The following is a 17,254-nucleotide window of genomic DNA, read 5'->3' on the forward strand; positions in this document are numbered from 1 at the left end:
TGTGAAGGAGTCTGGTGTTGTTGCGATCTAAACGGCCTGAGTCTGCATTGACTGCCCAAGCCTGTCTGCTGGTGACGTTGCTGGGGTATGGGCCCCATGCCAGCGCTGACAGTGCGGTGGTGCAGCCTGTTGCATCAGCGCCGGTGGGCCAACCCCAGGCGGCGGCAGGTTCGGCGAAACCGGCCGAGCCCGCTGCCCCGGCTGCGACCAATTTTGATGTGGACATGCTCAAGCAGCGCGGGCTGGACCCGGCGCTGGCCAAGTATTTTCAGCAGGCGCCGCGTTTCCCGGCTGGCGTGACTCAGGTGTCGCTGAAGCTGAATGATGTGCTGCGCGGCTCGATTTCGGCGCGCTTCGATGACCAGGGCAATTTGTGTGTGGACCGTTCGTTTTTGCAGCGAGCCGGTCTGGTGGTGCCAAAGGCACTGGATTCGGACAAGCCGGTGGCCGGGTGCCATGATTATCGTCAGGATTACCCGCAGACGGTGATTCGTCTGCTGCCGGGCAGTGCCTCGGTGGAGATGTATGTGCCGGATGAGGCCGTGGTGCATGGCGATACCTCCGGGGTGAATGTCACTTCAGGCGGTACAGCAGCTTTGCTGAATTACTCGCTGTTTTCCATGCATAGTTCTTCCGGAACGCAGACCCAGGGCAATACGCAAATGGGCTTCAATCTGGCTGACTGGATTTTTCGCAGTAACCAGACGTTTACCTCGGGTGACAAGGGGACGCACTGGAACAGCCTGGTTGGCTATGCGCAGAAAACCCTGACCGCCGAGAAGTCGGTGATGCAGATCGGCTCGATTGCGCCTCAGGGCACGATTCCGCTGTCTACGCTGTATGGGGTGCAGTTTTATCCGGAAGCGGCGCTGAGCAAGCGCAATGGCAGTGGTGCCTTTGTGCAGGGGATTGCCCATTCACAGGCCAAGGTGGAGGTGAGCCAGAACGGTTCGCTGATCTATTCAACCCTGGTCTCACCGGGGCCGTTTACGCTCGATAATTTGCCGATTCTCAATGGCAATAGCGATTTGAGTGTCAAGGTGACGGAGAGTGGTGGCGAGGTGACCAGCTTTACCGTGCCGCCAGCGCTGTATCTGCCGGCGCAGCTGGCGCCCACGGTCGGGTTTTCTGCCGCGCTGGGCAAGGTGCAGGGCAATGATGGCGGCCGTGATGCCCCCTGGGTCTTGTCGGCCAGCAATGGCTGGGCGCTGGGGCGCAAGGCGGTGCTGGAGGCAGGGTCGCTGCTGTCGTCGTCTTACCAGGCGGCGTCGTCTACGCTGCATCTGGCCCCCAGTGAGCAGGTGTCGAGTACGTTTTCTCTGATTGGTTCGCATGCCAAACAGGGCGGCAATGGGGCCAGCCTGCAGAGTAGCGTCAGTGTGCGGGCATCGGACAAATTTTCTTTGTCGATGTCGGCGGCGCGTCAGACTGCCAATTATCAGGAGTTGAGCGATACCCTGGGGAATTTGCAGGAGGATGATCCGAGCACGCGGACCAAGGCGAGCTATACCGCCTCGCTGGGTTTCAATGACGAGCGCTGGGGGGCGTATAACTTTGGCTATAGCACCAGTCAGAGCTTTGCAGGAAAGCGAAATTCACATTTGTTTGGCTCATGGGGTGTCTCTTTCAAGACCTGGTCGGCATCGCTCAGTTATGATCATTTGATTGGCAGTAATGATGGCCAGACGCCGCGTGATCAGTTGTATTTGAATGTGATCGTGCCGACCGATCTCGGGACGGTGAGCGCTTATGGCAATAATAATCGCGGTGGTGATGTGGCGGGGCTGCGCTTTAATGGCAAGGGCAGTGACCGTTTCGGCTATGGGGTGAGTGCCGAGCAGGATCTGCAGGGGCATACCACCAGATGGTCGGCCGACAGCTATCTGACCACGACCTATACCCATCTGGGGGCGCATTATTCGCAATCAGGCTCGGGCCAGGCGACGTCGTCCTGGGATATGTCGGGCGCGGCGGTGGCCAGTGCGGATGGCGTGACACTTTCACCCTATCAGGTGCGTGATACCTTTGGCATTGTGCAGGTAGGCGATGTCAGCGGCGTGAAGGTGGATACCCCTTCCGGTCCGGTGTGGACGGATTATCGCGGGCGGGCGGTGATTGCTGATATGCCGGCCTATAGTGAGTCGCGCATTGAGCTGGAGACCAAGACCCTGCCGCGCAATGTGGATATCAATAATGGTGTCGAGCGTCTGAAAGCCGGGCATGGTTCGGTCAATCAGGTGAAGTTTGATGTGGCGCGCACCCGGCGCATTCTGTTTCATATCACCATGCCGGATGGTTCGCCGGCGCAGAAGGGCGCGGCGGTGATGAATGCCAAGGGCGATTATGTCGCTACCGTGGCCAGCATGGGGATTGCCATGGTGAGTGATCCGCCGGCGGACGGGGGGCTGGCGATTGCGGTCAATGATGTGAAGCAGTGTTCGCTGAAGTATGAGTTACCGGCGGCCAGTACGGAAAAGTTCTATGAATCGATTGATGCCACTTGCGTGAAGTGAGCGGGGTATCGGCATGATGCAGGCCGCCTGGTCAGGAGACCGGGCGGCCTGTTTGTTGTATGCGGCTCAGGCGGCTTATCGCTGGGCATGCAGCAGGAAGATGGCCGGTCGCTTGTGCAGCGCCGGCTTTTCTTTTGGCCAGTCGCGTACTAGCCGGCTGACGATGGTCTGGCCCGGCAGGGTCAGGTCGCAGGCGACGGCGACGCGGGTGGTCGGCGAGAGGGTGCTCAGCAGGTGTTCCAGCATGGCGTCGTTGCGGTAGGGGGTTTCGATGAAGAGCTGGGTTTCGTCGTTGTCGCGCGAGCGTTGTTCCAGCTTTTTCAGGGTTTGGGCGCGTTCGCCGGCGTCGACCGGCAGGTAGCCGTGGAAGGCGAAGCGCTGGCCGTTGGCGCCGCTGGCCATCAGGGCCAGCAGGATGGACGAGGGGCCGATCAGCGGCATGACGCTGAGGCCTTTTTCGTGCGCCAGTGCGACCAGCTGGGCGCCGGGGTCGGCGACCGCCGGGCAGCCGGCTTCGGAGATCAGGCCGACGTCGTGGCCGGCCAGCAGGGGGTCGAGCAGGGCGGCGATGTCTTGTGCCGGGGTGTGCTCGTTGAGGGTGTGCATGGTCAGTTCGCGGATCGGGGTGCTGATGCCCAGTGCCTTGAGGTGTTTGCGGGCGGTTTTTTCTGCTTCGACCACGAAGTGGCGCAGGTGGGTGAGGCGGGCGCGTTCCGGCTCGGGCAGCCAGGGGGTGTCGGCTTCGCCCAGCGGAGCGGGAATGAGAAACAGGGTGGCCATGTATCGGGTTCCGGTAAGAGGTGGGTGGCGGTCTCAGGCCAGGATGGGCAAGCCAGCCTGTTCCAGCATGCTGACCAGGGCGAACAGCGGCAGGCCGATCAGGGCGTTGGGGTCGGTGGATTCGATGCGCTCGATCAGCGCACCGCCCAGGCCTTCGCTCTTGGCCGCGCCGGCGCAGTACAGGGCGTCGGGCTCCTGCGCCAGGTAGTGGCGGATCTGTGCCTCGTTCAGCGGGCGCAGGGTGACGCGGGTGAGGTCGACGTGTTCCTGCAGCTTGCCGCTGGCGCTGTCATAGAGAGCCAGTGCGGTATGAAACACGGTGGTGCGCCCCTGCTGGTTGAGCAGCATGCGCACGGCGTGTTCCTGGTCTTGTGGTTTGCCGATTTGCTGGCCGTCGAGCAGGGCGACCTGGTCGGAGCCGATGATCAGTGCGTCGGGGTAGGCGCCGGCCAGTGATTGGGCCTTGATGCGCGCCAGGCGGCAGGCAGTGTCGGGGGCGCTTTCGCCCGGCAGCGGGGTTTCGTCGCAGTGGGGGGCTGCCGCGATGAAGGGCAGGCCCAGACGCGACAGAATCTCGCGGCGGAAGACGGAGGTGGAGGCGAGGACGAGTTGCATGTTCGATCTGTGGTGTCAGCTACGGTTTTGTTCTGCCAGGTGGGCGATTTGTCTGGCCAGACCTGGCAGGTCTTGTTGTCATGGCGAGTACGATGACGTGTCCAATTATAATAAAGGGCACGGTCTGTGCCGATCGACACACCCTGTGCCAGGCAGGATATTCGGTACTTTGTATTTTTTTGACAAATCAGTGGCCTGGATTATATCATGCACAGTTTATGTCTAACCCGATTTTGATCGATCCGCTGAAGCATGCCTATGACGGGCGGCGCATTGCCGGCAAGTTGCCGGTAAATCAGCTTGATGAACGCGTGCTGTCGGAGCTTGCCTCGACTGCCGGCGAAGTGTCCTGGACGCTGACCGGCTTTGTCGACGATAATCGCCGTCCCTCGCTGCGCATCGAGCTGGCCGTGGCTCTGTCGGTGCCCTGCGGTCGTTGCTTGCAGCCCTTTGCGGTGAACCTGGTGGCCGATTCGGTCATCACGCTGTTTACCTCGGAGGAAAAGCTGGAAGAAGCCGTCGAAGCCGACGAGGAACTCGATGCCATCATGGCCGAGCCCGAGCTGGATGTGAAGGCGCTGATCGAAGACGAAATCATCATGGGCTTGCCGTTGTCGCCACTTCATGACGACTGCGGGACGGAACATCTGGAACGTGCCAAGGCTGACAAGCCCAACCCGTTCGCGGTGTTGGCGGCTTTGAAGGGCCGCAAGTCCGAATGAACATGTAATTGAATTTTTCAGGAGTCGAACATGGCTGTTCAACAGAACAAGAAGTCCCCGTCCAAGCGCAACATGCACCGCGCGCATGATTTTCTGACCGCGCCGAGCCTGGCCAAGGACACCGCTACCGGTGAAGTTCACCTGCGCCACCACATCAGCCCGAACGGCATGTACCGTGGTCGCAAGGTCCTGAAGGCCAAGGGCGAGTAATTTTCTCTACCCTTACCTGCCTCACAAGGCCTGATCCAGGCTCCAAGAACAGGTAGGACCAACTACCGTATCCGTTGATGACAATCACCGTAGCGGTCGATGCCATGGGCGGCGACGTTGGCCTCAAGGTCACCGTCCCGGCATCGCTCCGATTTCTCGAAGAACACCCCGAAGCACGTCTGATCCTTGTTGGTGACAGTGAAGCCATTGCGGCAGAACTGTCGGCGCAGGCATCGGCTGTGCGCGATCGTCTGGACATTCGTCACGCCACGCAGGTGGTGGACATGGACGAAGCGCCGCAGCTGGCCCTGAAGAACAAGAAGGATTCGTCGATGCGGGTGGCCATTGCCCTGGTCAAGGACGGCGAGGCCCAGGCGGCCGTGTCGGCCGGCAATACCGGGGCGCTGATGGCGACCGCGCGTTTCGTGCTGAAGACCATCCCGGGGATCGATCGTCCGGCGATCGCCAAGTTGTTGCCGACTGTCGAGGGCAGGGATACCTGCATGCTCGATCTGGGGGCCAACGTCGATTGCACGCCGGAGCAACTGCTGCAGTTCGGCATCATGGGTGCCGAGCTGGTGTCGTGCATTGCCGGGCGCGACAACCCCCTGGTTGGTCTGTTGAATATTGGCTCGGAAGATATCAAGGGTAACGAGAGCGTCAAGCGCGCCTCGGTGCTGCTGAAGGAATCCGGCCTGAATTTTTACGGCAACGTCGAAGGCGACGATGTCTACCGCGGCAAGGTGGATGTGGTGGTCTGCGATGGTTTTACCGGCAATGTGGCGCTCAAGACCTCCGAGGGGGTGGCGCACATGGTCGTGATGTTTATGCGCCGGGAGTTTACGCGCACCTGGTGGACGCGTCTGTGCGCGCTGATGGCGATGTCGGTACTCAAGCGGTTCCGCAACAGCCTGGATCCGCGTCGCTATAATGGCGCCAGCTTTCTCGGTCTCAGGGGCACCGTGGTGAAGAGCCATGGCGGCACCGATGCGCTGGGCTTCAGTTATGCCCTGCATCAGGCCTGGGAAGAAGCGCGTTCCAATGTGATTGGTCACATCACCGATCGGGTGGTGCATCAGATGTCGAATCTGAAGCCCTCCGAGACTGAGGCGAACTGACAACAACATGGTCTATTCACGCATTCTGGGTACCGGCAGTTATCTGCCGGCCAACGTGGTGACGAATGCGATGTTGGCTGAGCGCGTGGAAACCAGTGACGAGTGGATTGTCTCTCGCACTGGTATCCGCGCACGCCACATCGCCGCCGAAGACGAAAAGACCAGCGACCTGGCGCTGCAGGCAGCCCGCGCTGCGATTGCCGACGCCGGGCTCGTGCCCGAAGACATTGATCTGATCATTGTCGCCACCACCACCCCCGACATGGTTTTCCCCAGCACCGCCTGCCTGTTGCAGGAGAAGCTGGGCGTACACGGCTGTCCGGCGTTTGACGTGCAGGCGGTGTGTGCCGGTTTCATGTATGCGCTGGTGACGGCCAATAACTACATCAAGGCCGGCATGGCCAAGAAGGCCCTGGTGGTCGGCGCGGAAATCATTTCGCGCATTCTCGACTGGGAAGACCGCCGTACGTGCGTGCTGTTCGGCGATGGCGCCGGCGCCGTGGTGCTGGGCGCTTCCGACCAGCCGGGCATCGAGCATGCCTGCATGGCGGCCGATGGTCGTTACAACAAGATTCTCAATACCCCGGCCCAGATTTCCGGCGGCAAGATCCAGGGTCTGCCGTTCCTGAACATGGATGGTCCGGCGGTATTCAAGTTTGCCGTCAAGGCCTTGTCCGAAATTGCCACCACCACCCTGAGTCAGGCTGGCGTCAGCCAAGATCAGGTCGACTGGCTGGTGCCGCACCAGGCCAACCTGCGCATCATCGAATCGACGGCCAAGCATCTTGGCCTGTCGATGGAGCGTGTGGTGGTGACCCTGCCGACGCATGGCAATACCTCGGCCGCTTCCATTCCGCTGGCGCTGGATCAGGCGGTGCGCGACGGGCGTATTCGTCGCGGCCAGCGTGTCCTGCTGGAGGGTATCGGCGGCGGTTTCGCCTGGGGTGCGGTGCTGCTGACCTTCTGAGTGTCAGCCGTGCTCACCATTCCACTCTTTTTGCTGGAGACAGACTTATGGCGTTTGCCTTCCTTTTTCCCGGTCAGGGCTCGCAAAGCCTGAAAATGATGGATGGGTTTGCCGCGCTGCCGGTGGTTCGCGATACGTTCGCTGAAGCTTCCGATGCGCTGGCTCAGGATCTGTGGGCGATGCTGCAGGCGGATTCTGCCGATGCCATCAATGCCACGGTCAATACCCAGCCGCTGATGCTGGCTGCCGGTGTCGCCACCTGGCGTGCCTGGCTGAGCAGCGGCGGTGCGCGTCCGGCGCGTCTGGCCGGCCACAGCCTGGGCGAGTATTCCGCGCTGGTGGCGGCGGAAGCGCTGCCGTTTGCTGATGCGGTCCGTCTGGTACGGCTGCGTGCCGAAGCCATGCAGGCGGCTGTGCCGGAAGGCACCGGCGCCATGGCCGCGATTCTCGGCCTGAGCGACGAGGTGATCCGCGAGGCTTGCGCCGCTTCGGCTGCCGGTGAGGTGGTCGAGCCGGTGAACTTCAACTCGCCGGGGCAGGTGGTGATCGCCGGTCATCGTGCCGCGGTCGAGCGCGCCATGGAGGCCTGCAAGGCCGCCGGTGCCAAGCGTGCCCTGCCGCTGCCGGTGTCGGTGCCGTCGCACTGTGCGCTGATGAAGCCGGCTGCCGAGCGTCTGGCGGCGGCGCTGGCCGATGTCGAGATTCAAACGCCGGTCATCGAAGTGCTGCATAATGCCGACGTCGCTGCTTATCAGGACCCGGCGCAGATTCGTGATGCCCTGGTGCGCCAGCTGTACAGCCCGGTGCGCTGGACCGAAACCGTGGCCCTGATGGCCGCCGGCGGGATGACCCTGATGGCCGAGTGTGGCCCGGGCAAGGTGCTGGCTGGCCTGGCCAAGCGGATCGACGGCAACGTCAAGTGTTTTGCCCTGACCGATGCGGCTTCGCTGGAAGCGGCACGGGCAGAGCTGGTTTAAAGGAGCCGGAACATGCTGTTGCAAGGTAAAGTGGCGCTGGTCACCGGCGCGTCGCGCGGGATTGGCGCAGCCATTGCCGAGGCACTGGTTGCCGAAGGTGCCATCGTGATCGGTACCGCCACCTCCGAAGCGGGGGCCGAGGCTATCCATGGTCGCCTGCAGGCCAGCGGGGGGGCGGGCCGTGTGCTGGATGTGTCGGTTCCGGGGGCGATTGAGGCGCTGATCGGCGAAATTGGCAAAACATTCGGCGATGTGTCGATTTTGGTCAATAATGCCGGCATTACCCGCGATACACTGCTGTTGCGCATGAACGAAGAAGACTGGGATGCCATCATGAACACCAATCTGAAGTCGGTGTTCCTGGCCTCCAAGGCAGTGCTGCGCGGCATGATGAAGGCCCGTACCGGCCGCATCATCAATATCGCTTCGGTCGTCGGTGCCATGGGCAACGCCGGCCAGGCCAACTATGCGGCGGCCAAGGCCGGCATTATGGGCTTTACCAAGTCGATGGCGCGTGAAGTCGGCAGTCGCAACATTACGGTCAATTGTGTGGCCCCCGGTTTCATTGATACCGACATGACCAAGGCTTTGCCGGAAGCGCAGCGTGAAGCGCTGGTCGGCCAGATTGCCCTGGGCCGTCTGGGGGATGCGAAGGATATCGCCGATGCCGTTGTTTTTCTGGCCTCGGATCGGGCTGCCTATATCACCGGGCAGACCCTGCATGTGAACGGCGGCATGTTGATGCCGTAAGGCAACAACACCGCAAAGCAGAATTAGGTAGGCTACTCTAATTTTTTTTTGTAGAATAGTCGGGTTTTGTAATCCCGACATCGAATGGGAAAGGATTTTTACCAAATGGAAAACATCGAACAGCGTGTCAAGAAGATCGTTGCCGAACAGCTGGGCGTGAACGAAGCCGAAGTGAAGACCGAGTCTTCTTTCGTCGACGACCTGGGCGCTGACTCCCTGGATACCGTTGAACTGGTGATGGCACTGGAAGAAGAATTCGAGTGCGAAATCCCGGATGAAGAAGCTGAAAAGATCACCACCGTTCAGCAAGCCATCGACTACGTGAGCGCTCACCTGAGCAAGTAAGCAGTCGTATTTCCAGGACCTCTGCACGAAGCGCTTCGCGCTGGCGCAGAGGTCTTTTTGCTCGCGCTTCTGTTACAGATTTTTGAATCCTGTCACCGACAGGATCGAGAACGAACCTTCGGGAGAAGGGTGCCTGCCGCCGCTAGCCGGTAGCCGCGCCCGGGAAGTGTTCCCGTATTAACGCGGAGAAGTCCCGTGTCCAAGAGAAGAGTTGTCATCACCGGTCTGGGGCATGTGTCCCCGGTAGGGAACGACGTCGCCACCGGCTGGGCCAACCTGCTGGCAGGCAAATCCGGCATTGGCCGAATCACCCGCTTTGATGCCAGTGACCTGGCCTGCCAGATCGCCGGCGAGGTGAAGGATTTCGATATCGGCGCCTATATTTCGCCGAAAGATGCACGTCGCATGGACGTGTTCATCCATTACGGCATTGCCGCTGCGCTGCAGGCGATTGGCGATGCCGGTCTGGATGAGGTGGCCTCGCTCGACAAGACCCGGGTCGGGGTCAATATCGGCTCCGGCATCGGCGGCCTGCCGCTGATCGAAGAGACCGGCGTGGCCCTGATGGAAGGCGGTCCGCGCAAGATCGGCCCGTTCTTTATCCCCGGCTCGCTGATCAATCTGATCGCCGGCCATGTGTCGATCATCAAGGGCTATCAGGGTCCGAGCTACGGCATTGTGTCGGCTTGCACCACCGGTGCCCATTGCATTGGCGATGCGGCCCGCATCATTCAGTACGGCGATGCCGACGTGATGGTGGCTGGTGGCGCCGAAGGCGCGATCACCCGTCTGGGCGTGGGCGGCTTTGCCGCCATGAAGGCATTGTCGACCCGCAACGATGACCCGGCCACCGCCTCCCGTCCCTGGGATACCGGTCGCGATGGTTTCGTGATGGGCGAAGGTGCCGGCGTGCTGGTGCTGGAAGAGTACGAGCATGCCGTCAAGCGCGGCGCCCGTATCTATGCCGAGCTGATTGGCTTTGGCATGAGCTCCGATGCTCACCACATCACGGCCCCGAGCGCCGAAGGCCCGGCACGTGGCGTGGCCAATGCGCTGCGCGATGCCGGCGTCAATGCGGATCAGGTGGACTATGTCAACGCGCACGGCACTTCCACGCCGCTGGGCGATGCCAATGAAACCAACGCGCTCAAGATGGCCTTTGGCGATCATGCCAGGAAGCTGGCGGTCAACTCGACCAAGTCGATGACCGGTCACCTGCTGGGTGGCGCCGGTGGTGTCGAAGCGATCTACACCATCCTGGCGGTCCACAACCAGGTGTCGCCGCCGACCATCAATCTGGTTGAGCAGGATCTGGAGCATGGCTGCGATCTGGACTATGTCGCCAATACCGCGCGCGACATGAAGATCGACGTGGCGATCTCCAACTCCTTCGGTTTTGGCGGCACCAACGGCACGCTGGTGTTCAAGCGCGTCTGAGCGTCTGTCATTCAGTCAGAAACCCCGAGGCGTCCGCCTCGGGGTTTTTTGTTTTTCAGGCCGGGCGCGGGCTCACCACGGTTCGCTCAAGCCATCCCGGCCTGTTTCCATGCGCCCGCAGTACTGGCGCAGCCACCCCTTGCCATCTGCTGAGTCGGTGACGATCACGTCATACCAGTCGGCTCGCGGCGAAACGTCCTGCGACCAGTGCATTTCTGACCCCGCGGCGATGTTCAGCTGTTGCGACGGGGTGGTGCTGCCGGCGCTGCGCAGCCAGAGCGTACAGGGGCGGGTGTCTTCGTTGCGAAGCCAGAGGTGGATCTGATGTCGCGCCGGGTCTTCCTGCCAGCGGGATGACAGCCCCGGGTCATGGCGCGAGCCGGCAAAGCGGCGCAGCCAGCCGTTCGGGCCATGTACGCTCAGACCATAGCGTCCACCCTGCAGGGTGGTGTGCCAGGTCTCCTGCAGCCGGCTCTGGCCCGCGAGGGTGTAGTGCCAGGGGCCATCGGGTCGATAGGGGTCATCGCCATAGACAATCAGGCAGGCGGCGGTCTCGCCCTGGTTGTCGAAGCTCAGGGTCAGGGCATCGCCCTTGACGCTGGCCTGGCATGCCAGGCGGTAGGGCAGGGCGCGTGAGGGACGCTGGCCGGGTTCTTGCGCCGGTCGTCCGCTCGCCTGTCCGGGCTGCGGGCGCGGCAGGGTGCAGGCTGCGCGGGCGGCGGCCAGATAGCTGGCCGGATCGGGCAGGGACGGCCAGCCGGGGTCGCGCTGGCTCAGATCCAGTGTGCGGGTCAGGTCGCCGCAGGCTGCCCGCCGCCATGGCGAGATATTGTCGTCATGGATGCCGAAACGGGCTTCCAGCAGGCGGATGACCGAGGTGTGGTCAAACTGCTCTGAACATACCCAGCCGCCTTTGCTCCATGGGGAGATCACCAGCATCGGCACGCGCGGGCCGAGGCCGATCGGCTCGCCCAGGTAGCTTTCGCCTGTGACCGGCACATTGCTGCGCCCCTGCTTGTCCTGCAGGGGCGGAATCGGCATGGGCAGATGGTCGAACAGCCCGTCATTTTCGTCGTACATCTGCAGGAATACGGTGCGGGACCACACGGCCGGATTGGCGACCAGGGCGGCCAGCAGGCGAGCGCTCAACCACTCGCCCAGGGCCGGTGAGCTCGAGGGGTGCTCGCTGAATGACTCGGGGGCGACAATCCAGCTCACCTGGGGCAGCGTGCCCTGTTGCACATCGCGGGCAAAGGCGTCGACCAGGTAGCGGGCATCGCTGCTCGCGGCGTTGTCGGCACTGGATCCCGGTACGATGGCCCGGCCGCGCAGGTAGTGCCGGCTTTGCCGGTCAAGGTTGCGGAAGTTGGCAAAGTAGGCCAGTGCGTTGTCGCCGTAGTTGTCGTATTCCTGATAGACCTGCCAGCTGACGCCGGCCTCTTCCAGACGTTCTGCCACGGTTTTCCAGCGATAGCCGCGATAGCTCTGGCGATCACGCGCCATGTCGGCGGTGTGGTTGCCGTCGTCGAGATTGGCGACGGTCTGGCCGCTGGTGCCGGACATCAGGAACAGCCGGTTGGGGTCGGTCGGGCCCTGGATGGAAGCATGGTAGGCATCGCAGAGGGTGAAGGCATCGGCCAGGGCGTAATAGAACGGGATGTCTTCGCGCCGGAAGTAGCCCATGGTGGCGGCGCCCTTGCTCCAGGCCCAGGCATCGTGATGGCGCCAGACATGCTGCGAGACTTTCCAGCCGTGCGGCAGGCTGGGCATGCACAGGGCGCCGGTCCGGCGGCTGTCGAGATGAAAGGGCTCGACGACCCCGCCGCCGCCTCCCGGCAGGCGGGGTTGCTGGAAGACGCTGCGTCCGCCCGGCAGCAGGATGGCGCGCGGGTCGCTGAAGCCGCGCACCCCGCGCAGGCAGCCAAAGTAATGGTCGAAGGAGCGGTTTTCCTGCATGAAGATCACGATGTGTTCGATGTCTTGCAGCGAGCCATGGCGTCTGGCCGGGGCGGTCTGCAAGGCCCGGAACAGGGTTTGTGCCTGCAGGGCAGGCAGGGACAGCGAGCCGATGGCGGCTGCCAGCGACTGGAGAAAGGCACGGCGCTGCATCTGGGGTGACCTCACGGATAGGGCGACTCTCTCAGCAAAGACGAGTTTCGGCGCCATGCCACGTGGCAGGTCGGTCAGCTTGACAGTGCGGCTCAGTTCAGTGGAAAGGCCAGGACATCTCGCTGGTAGGTTTCCTGGACGAAGCTGAATGGTTTGCCATCTTCGCGGTACAGCACGGCCTGATGTTGCAGCAGTTGCTGCGGCACTGGCAGGGGCTGGCTGCTGCTGGCCGTCTGCCAGGGCTGGTTTTCCCAGCCTGGCGGCAGCGGCTGCCACAGCAGGGTGGCGCTCAGGGTGCGGCGGCTGAAGTGCAGGGGGGCCACCACGGTGCCGAAGGGGATGTCGCTGGTTTCCAGGGTGTGGTTCATGGCGCTGGTGAGTCGTGCCGGGACATACCAGTTGTCGGCCTCGGACAACAGTTTGCTGCCGCAGTGCAGTTGTACGCGACGGTAGTTGAGGGGGGTCTGCCCGTCCACTTTCAGTGCCTGGCGGACCTGCGGGCCGGCCGCTTTGGCGCTGGTGCGATCGCGCACCGCGACGATACGGGCCCCGGGCGCCAGTTGATGGTCGGCGCACCACTGTTGCAGGGTGCGGGTGGCGCTGGGCTGGGTCAGCAGGGTGACATTGAAGCTTTGCAGCAGGGCCAGCGCCTTGACCCGGGTCGGCATGTCATCCTGCCAGCCGGCAGGCAGGGGGGCCGCGGCGAGTTGCAGGCAGGGTGCCAGCAGCAGGGCCGGGATCAGGCGTCGTTTCATGTGATTCTCCAGGTGAGGGTCAATGACAATCTCATGCCGGTTTCACCTCGCTGCCAATCAGACTGTACTGATCCGGATTATCCGCTAAGTTGAAATCATAGCCGGAGCCATTTCCCCCGGCGCGAGGAGCCGCCATGTTTGCCGAATTTCGCCCGCTGTCGACCCATTCCCTGCCTCGTACCACGGATCTGCTGCAGCCGGATCTGCGGCCGCCAACTCCGGTGACGCTGGAGAGTCCGGCGCTGACGGTGATGACCGATCTGCGTCAGGTGCGCCCGGTGAGCATCGATCAGGATGCGACCCTGCGCCAGGCGCATCAGTTGATGGTCTGTAGTGGCATTCGTCTGTTGTTTGTCGAAGATGCCCAGCATAGCCTGGTCGGTCTGGTGACGGCGGTGGATTTGTTGGGGGAGCGGCCGATACAGCGCATGCAGGAGCAGGGCAAGCCGCATGCCGAGTTGCTGGTGCGCGATGTGATGACGCCGCGCGCCCGGCTGGACGCCCTGCGTATGGAGGAGGTGGCGCATGCCCGGGTGGGCGAGCTGGTGGCCACCATGAAGCAGCTGGGCCGCCAGCATGCGCTGGTGGTGCAGGTGAATGCCGAGAATGGGCATCATGAGTTGTGCGGTCTGTTCTCGACGACTCAGATGGCGCGCAAGCTGGGCATGCCGCTGAGTTTCATCCGCCTGCCGCAGACCCTGTCGGAGATTCAGTACACCTTGCTGCATGCCGAACAGGCGATGAGCTGAGGCGCGTGCGCGGCCGTCGTGCCGTGCGGCCACCGGCATCGTGTGCACGGAGAAAAATATCTTGTTCAGAGGGGCCCGTTCGTCCGGTAGAATCTGCGGTTTGTGATTGTCCGGGTCCTCGTTTCCCCATGCGTGCCGAACTCCTTGCCGTCCCGCCGGATCTGCTGGCGATTCATGCCGCTGACCGCCAACGCTTTCCTTATCTGCTGCAGTCCGATGCCCTGCACGGCTGGGACATTCTGTTTGCCTTGCCGCGTTCGGTGCGGGTGTATGGCGACGGGGAGGTGCAGTCCTGTCTGGCGGATCTGCAGGGTTTGCCTTGTGATCAGACGCTGGATAATCCGCATGGTCTGCCGTTTTGTGGCGGCTGGTTCGTGTTTCTCGGCTATGAGATGTTGCAGGCTTTCGAAGACAAGGTGCCGGCTGGTTTGCCTGATCCGTTTCCGCTGGCCGCCCTGGCCCGTATCCCTGCGGCCCTGCTGGTCGATCGCGGCCGTGGTCAGGCCTGGGCCATGGCCGAGGATGAGGAGAGCTGGCAGACCTTGCAGGCCGCCTTGCGCGATGCGCCTGCTGCGCTCGCCCCGGTGGTGCCGCCCTTGCGCCGGCTCGAGGAGGACGACCCGCAGCGTTATCTCGATGCCATCACCCGGCTGAAGCGCTACATCCATGACGGCGATGTGTTTCAGGTGAATATTTCCCGGGGCTGGCGTGCCGAACTGGCCGAAGACTGTTCGGCGGCGGATCTGTTCGCAGCCTTGCGGCGTGCCAATCCGGCGCCGTTCTCGGCGCTGGCCGATTTTGGCCATGCCCAGATTGTCAGTTCGTCGCCGGAGCGGCTGGTCGAGGTGCGTGATGGCTGGGTGCAGACGCGGCCGATTGCCGGGACGCACCCGCGTTCGCCCGATCCGGCCGAGGATGCGGCGCTGAAGCAGCGCCTGATCAGCAGCATCAAGGAGCGTGCCGAGCATGTGATGCTGATTGATCTGGAGCGCAATGATCTGGGCCGGATCTGCCTGCCGGGGACGGTGGAGGTCAATGAGCTGATGGCGGTGGCCAGCTATGCCTATGTGCATCATATCGAGTCCAATGTGCGCGGCCGTCTGCGTGCCGGGGTGGCGCCGGTGGCGGTGCTGCGCGCGCTGTTCCCCGGCGGCACCATTACCGGTTGTCCCAAGGTGCGTACCATGCAGATCATCCGCGAGCTGGAGGACCGGGCACGCCGTGCCTATACCGGCAGCCTGGGGTATATCAATCACGATGGCAGCATGGATTTCAATATTCTGATTCGTACCTTCATGCGCCAGGGCTCGACGCTGCGTTTTCGGGCCGGGGGCGGCATCGTCGCCGACTCCGATCCGCAGCGTGAGCTGATGGAGACGCGACACAAGGCGCGCGGTCTGTTGCGTGCACTGGGGGTGCTTGACCAATGATGCTGATCAATGGGGTGGCTACCTCGCAGCTGGCGGCTGATGACCGTGGCCTGGCTTTTGGTGATGGCGTGTTTCGCACGCTGGAGTGTCGTCATGCGCGTCCCTGTCTGTGGGACTGGCATTGGGCCTGTCTGCAGCGTGATGCGGCACAGTTGGGCTTGCCGCTGCCGGACGCGTCCGTGCTGCTGGCCGAGTTGGCGCTGGTGGCTGCCGGGTTGCCGCGCGCCGTGGCCAAGATCACGCTGACGCGCGGTTCTGCCCCGCGGGGCTATGCCATTCCGGCCGATCCGGTGCCGACCCGCATCGTGGCGGCCCGTGGCTGGGGTGGCTATCCCGAGCATTGGGGCCGGGACGGGGTGGCGCTGGGCTGGAGTGAAGTCCGGCTCGGTTTGCAGCCTTTGCTGGCCGGGGTCAAGCACCTGAACCGGCTGGAGAATGTCCTGGCACGCAGCCGGATGGCGGCGGAGGTGCAGGAAGCGCTGCTGTGTGACAGCGAGGGGACGGTGGTCGAGGGAACGCAGACCAATCTGTTTGTGCGGCTGGACGGGCACTGGCTGACGCCGGCGCTGGATCGCTGCGGGGTGGCCGGGGCCGTGCGCAGCTGGATGATGGCGCAACAGCCGGTGCAGGAGGTGCGCCTGATGCCCGCGCAGCTGGCGCGTGCCGAGCTGCTGGTGTTGGGCAACAGCCTGGCGGGTCTGTGGCCGGTGGCCAGTCTGGACGGGCGGCAGTGGTCGGACTTTGCGCTGCTGCGACCGTTGCAGCAGGCGCTGGCACGGGATTCGGCGCCGCAGACGCCATGAAATCGCTTATGATGGGTGCGTGACAGGGCCTTTGTGCCCGTGTCCCGGTCGCCAGGCCGGGGAGATAAGGGGAGAGCACGTTGCGGCAAGGCATAGAGACCTTGGTGGTGGTGGGGGTGGGCCTGATCGGCGGTTCGTTCGCGCTGGCGCTGAAGCGTGCCGGTCTGGTCGGGCGGGTGATCGGTGTCGATCGTTCCGCCGATAATCTGCGGCGCGCGCTGGAGCTGGGGGTGGTGGACGAGATCAGCGATGATGTCTGTGCCGCCGCGGCCCGTGCCGATGTGCTGCTGCTGGCGACCCCGGTCGGGCAGATGGCTGCGATTCTGGCTGCAGTGGCCGGGCATTTGCGCCCCGGTACGCTGGTGACGGATGTCGGCAGTACCAAGGGCAATGTCGCCGCCATCATGCGCCAGGGGTTGCCGGATCATCTGGCCTGCTGCCTGCCGGCGCATCCGATTGCCGGTTCCGAGTTGTCGGGGGCCTCGGCCGCCCAGTACGGGCTGTATGAAAACCGTGATGTGGTGCTGACGCCGCTGGCCGAGACGGATCCGGCCACCATTGAACGGTTGTCTTCGCTCTGGCAGGCCTGCGGCGCGCGCGTCGCGGTGCTGGATGCCGAGGAGCATGACCGCATTTTTGCCGCGGTCAGTCATTTGCCGCATTTGCTGGCCTTCAGTTACGTCAATCTGGTGGCCGGGCAGGATAATGCTGCGCGTTGTCTCGATTTCGCCGCCACCGGTTTTCGCGACTTTACCCGCATTGCCGGCAGTTCACCGGAAATGTGGCGTGACGTGGCGCTGGCCAACCGGCAGGCTTTGCTGGCCGAGCTGCTGGGTTTTCGCGGCGAGCTGGATCAGTTGATCGCGCTATTGGCGAGTGAGGACGGGCCCGGGCTGGCCGAACGTTTCAGTGCGGCGCGTCAGGTACGCACCGACTGGCATCAGAAGTTTCTGCGCAAGTAGCCGGATGCCGGG

17 protein-coding genes are annotated in these 17,254 nt (G+C 63.1%); 13 read left to right on the top strand and 4 right to left on the bottom strand.

Going from position 1 to position 17,254, the window contains the following annotated elements; genetic code table 11:
- Nucleotides 1-47 precede the first annotated feature (47 nt).
- A complete protein-coding gene (locus tag JNO51_RS04040; protein WP_215781678.1) occupies nt 48-2,513 on the top strand; it encodes a fimbria/pilus outer membrane usher protein in 2,466 nt (821 codons plus the stop codon).
- A 75-nt stretch (nt 2,514-2,588) separates the two neighbouring features.
- On the opposite strand, the gene JNO51_RS04045 is transcribed toward JNO51_RS04040, so the two are convergent.
- Entirely contained in the window at nt 2,589-3,293 is a 705-nt protein-coding gene (locus JNO51_RS04045; RefSeq protein WP_215781680.1) for an SAM-dependent methyltransferase, read from the bottom strand.
- Nucleotides 3,294-3,326: 33 nt separating this feature from the next.
- Nucleotides 3,327-3,908, bottom strand: a complete 582-nt coding sequence (locus JNO51_RS04050) for a nucleoside triphosphate pyrophosphatase (RefSeq protein ID WP_215781682.1) — start codon at nt 3,906-3,908, stop codon at nt 3,327-3,329.
- A 218-nt stretch (nt 3,909-4,126) separates the two neighbouring features.
- On the opposite strand from JNO51_RS04050, the gene JNO51_RS04055 reads away from it, so the two are divergent.
- The 8 genes from JNO51_RS04055 (at nt 4,127) to fabF (ending at nt 10,434) form a co-directional block, all read left to right on the top strand.
- On the top strand, nt 4,127-4,630 hold the full coding sequence (locus JNO51_RS04055; RefSeq protein WP_215781684.1) for a YceD family protein: 504 nt from the start codon (nt 4,127-4,129) through the stop codon (nt 4,628-4,630).
- Nucleotides 4,631-4,660: 30 nt separating this feature from the next.
- Nucleotides 4,661-4,840: a 50S ribosomal protein L32 gene (gene rpmF, locus JNO51_RS04060; protein ID WP_215781686.1), complete on the top strand. Its 180-nt coding sequence runs from the start codon at nt 4,661-4,663 to the stop codon at nt 4,838-4,840.
- Nucleotides 4,841-4,917: 77 nt separating this feature from the next.
- On the top strand, nt 4,918-5,958 hold the full coding sequence (plsX, locus tag JNO51_RS04065) for a phosphate acyltransferase PlsX (protein ID WP_215781689.1): 1,041 nt from the start codon (nt 4,918-4,920) through the stop codon (nt 5,956-5,958).
- A gap of 7 nt (nt 5,959-5,965) precedes the next feature.
- Nucleotides 5,966-6,925, top strand: coding sequence for a beta-ketoacyl-ACP synthase III (locus JNO51_RS04070; protein WP_215781690.1), 960 nt, complete (start codon nt 5,966-5,968; stop codon nt 6,923-6,925).
- A gap of 47 nt (nt 6,926-6,972) precedes the next feature.
- Entirely contained in the window at nt 6,973-7,902 is a 930-nt protein-coding gene (fabD, locus tag JNO51_RS04075) for an ACP S-malonyltransferase (RefSeq protein WP_215781691.1), read from the top strand.
- Between the two features lie 12 nt (nt 7,903-7,914).
- Nucleotides 7,915-8,652, top strand: coding sequence for a 3-oxoacyl-ACP reductase FabG (gene fabG / locus JNO51_RS04080; protein ID WP_215781692.1), 738 nt, complete (start codon nt 7,915-7,917; stop codon nt 8,650-8,652).
- A 105-nt stretch (nt 8,653-8,757) separates the two neighbouring features.
- Entirely contained in the window at nt 8,758-8,997 is a 240-nt protein-coding gene (acpP, locus tag JNO51_RS04085) for an acyl carrier protein (protein ID WP_215781697.1), read from the top strand.
- A 195-nt stretch (nt 8,998-9,192) separates the two neighbouring features.
- Nucleotides 9,193-10,434 (top strand): beta-ketoacyl-ACP synthase II, encoded by a 1,242-nt coding sequence (gene fabF / locus JNO51_RS04090; protein ID WP_215781700.1) that lies wholly within the window; start codon nt 9,193-9,195, stop codon nt 10,432-10,434.
- Nucleotides 10,435-10,506: 72 nt separating this feature from the next.
- Here fabF and JNO51_RS04095 read toward each other — a convergent pair whose 3' ends face one another.
- Nucleotides 10,507-12,543, bottom strand: a complete 2,037-nt coding sequence (locus tag JNO51_RS04095) for a phosphocholine-specific phospholipase C (RefSeq protein ID WP_215781702.1) — start codon at nt 12,541-12,543, stop codon at nt 10,507-10,509.
- A gap of 92 nt (nt 12,544-12,635) precedes the next feature.
- Nucleotides 12,636-13,298 (bottom strand): hypothetical protein, encoded by a 663-nt coding sequence (locus tag JNO51_RS04100; protein ID WP_252346182.1) that lies wholly within the window; start codon nt 13,296-13,298, stop codon nt 12,636-12,638.
- A 134-nt stretch (nt 13,299-13,432) separates the two neighbouring features.
- On the opposite strand from JNO51_RS04100, the gene JNO51_RS04105 reads away from it, so the two are divergent.
- The 4 genes from JNO51_RS04105 to JNO51_RS04120 all read left to right on the top strand — a co-directional run bounded on the left by JNO51_RS04105 (nt 13,433) and on the right by JNO51_RS04120 (nt 17,242).
- Entirely contained in the window at nt 13,433-14,047 is a 615-nt protein-coding gene (locus JNO51_RS04105; protein WP_215781704.1) for a CBS domain-containing protein, read from the top strand.
- A gap of 128 nt (nt 14,048-14,175) precedes the next feature.
- Nucleotides 14,176-15,477: an aminodeoxychorismate synthase component I gene (locus JNO51_RS04110; protein WP_215781706.1), complete on the top strand. Its 1,302-nt coding sequence runs from the start codon at nt 14,176-14,178 to the stop codon at nt 15,475-15,477.
- On the top strand, nt 15,474-16,280 hold the full coding sequence (gene pabC, locus JNO51_RS04115; RefSeq protein WP_215781708.1) for an aminodeoxychorismate lyase: 807 nt from the start codon (nt 15,474-15,476) through the stop codon (nt 16,278-16,280). The genes JNO51_RS04110 and pabC overlap by 4 nt, the downstream gene beginning before the upstream one ends.
- Before the next feature lie 80 nt (nt 16,281-16,360).
- Nucleotides 16,361-17,242: a prephenate dehydrogenase/arogenate dehydrogenase family protein gene (locus JNO51_RS04120; protein WP_215781710.1), complete on the top strand. Its 882-nt coding sequence runs from the start codon at nt 16,361-16,363 to the stop codon at nt 17,240-17,242.
- Nucleotides 17,243-17,254: the final 12 nt, after the last annotated feature.

This window comes from Paludibacterium sp. B53371 (assembly GCF_018802765.1).
GTDB lineage: Bacteria > Pseudomonadota > Gammaproteobacteria > Burkholderiales > Chromobacteriaceae > Paludibacterium.

Coding starts and splice junctions, on each gene's coding strand:
- JNO51_RS04105 (WP_215781704.1), top strand. CDS start 13,433: ATGTTTGCCGAATTTCGCCCGCTGTCGACCCATTCCCTGCCTCGTACC.
- JNO51_RS04050 (WP_215781682.1), bottom strand. CDS start 3,908: ATGCAACTCGTCCTCGCCTCCACCTCCGTCTTCCGCCGCGAGATTCTG.
- JNO51_RS04045 (WP_215781680.1), bottom strand. CDS start 3,293: ATGGCCACCCTGTTTCTCATTCCCGCTCCGCTGGGCGAAGCCGACACC.
- plsX (WP_215781689.1), top strand. CDS start 4,918: ATGACAATCACCGTAGCGGTCGATGCCATGGGCGGCGACGTTGGCCTC.
- fabG (WP_215781692.1), top strand. CDS start 7,915: ATGCTGTTGCAAGGTAAAGTGGCGCTGGTCACCGGCGCGTCGCGCGGG.
- rpmF (WP_215781686.1), top strand. CDS start 4,661: ATGGCTGTTCAACAGAACAAGAAGTCCCCGTCCAAGCGCAACATGCAC.
- fabD (WP_215781691.1), top strand. CDS start 6,973: ATGGCGTTTGCCTTCCTTTTTCCCGGTCAGGGCTCGCAAAGCCTGAAA.
- JNO51_RS04095 (WP_215781702.1), bottom strand. CDS start 12,543: ATGCAGCGCCGTGCCTTTCTCCAGTCGCTGGCAGCCGCCATCGGCTCG.
- JNO51_RS04055 (WP_215781684.1), top strand. CDS start 4,127: ATGTCTAACCCGATTTTGATCGATCCGCTGAAGCATGCCTATGACGGG.
- JNO51_RS04070 (WP_215781690.1), top strand. CDS start 5,966: ATGGTCTATTCACGCATTCTGGGTACCGGCAGTTATCTGCCGGCCAAC.
- pabC (WP_215781708.1), top strand. CDS start 15,474: ATGATGCTGATCAATGGGGTGGCTACCTCGCAGCTGGCGGCTGATGAC.
- acpP (WP_215781697.1), top strand. CDS start 8,758: ATGGAAAACATCGAACAGCGTGTCAAGAAGATCGTTGCCGAACAGCTG.
- JNO51_RS04100 (WP_252346182.1), bottom strand. CDS start 13,298: ATGAAACGACGCCTGATCCCGGCCCTGCTGCTGGCACCCTGCCTGCAA.
- JNO51_RS04110 (WP_215781706.1), top strand. CDS start 14,176: ATGCGTGCCGAACTCCTTGCCGTCCCGCCGGATCTGCTGGCGATTCAT.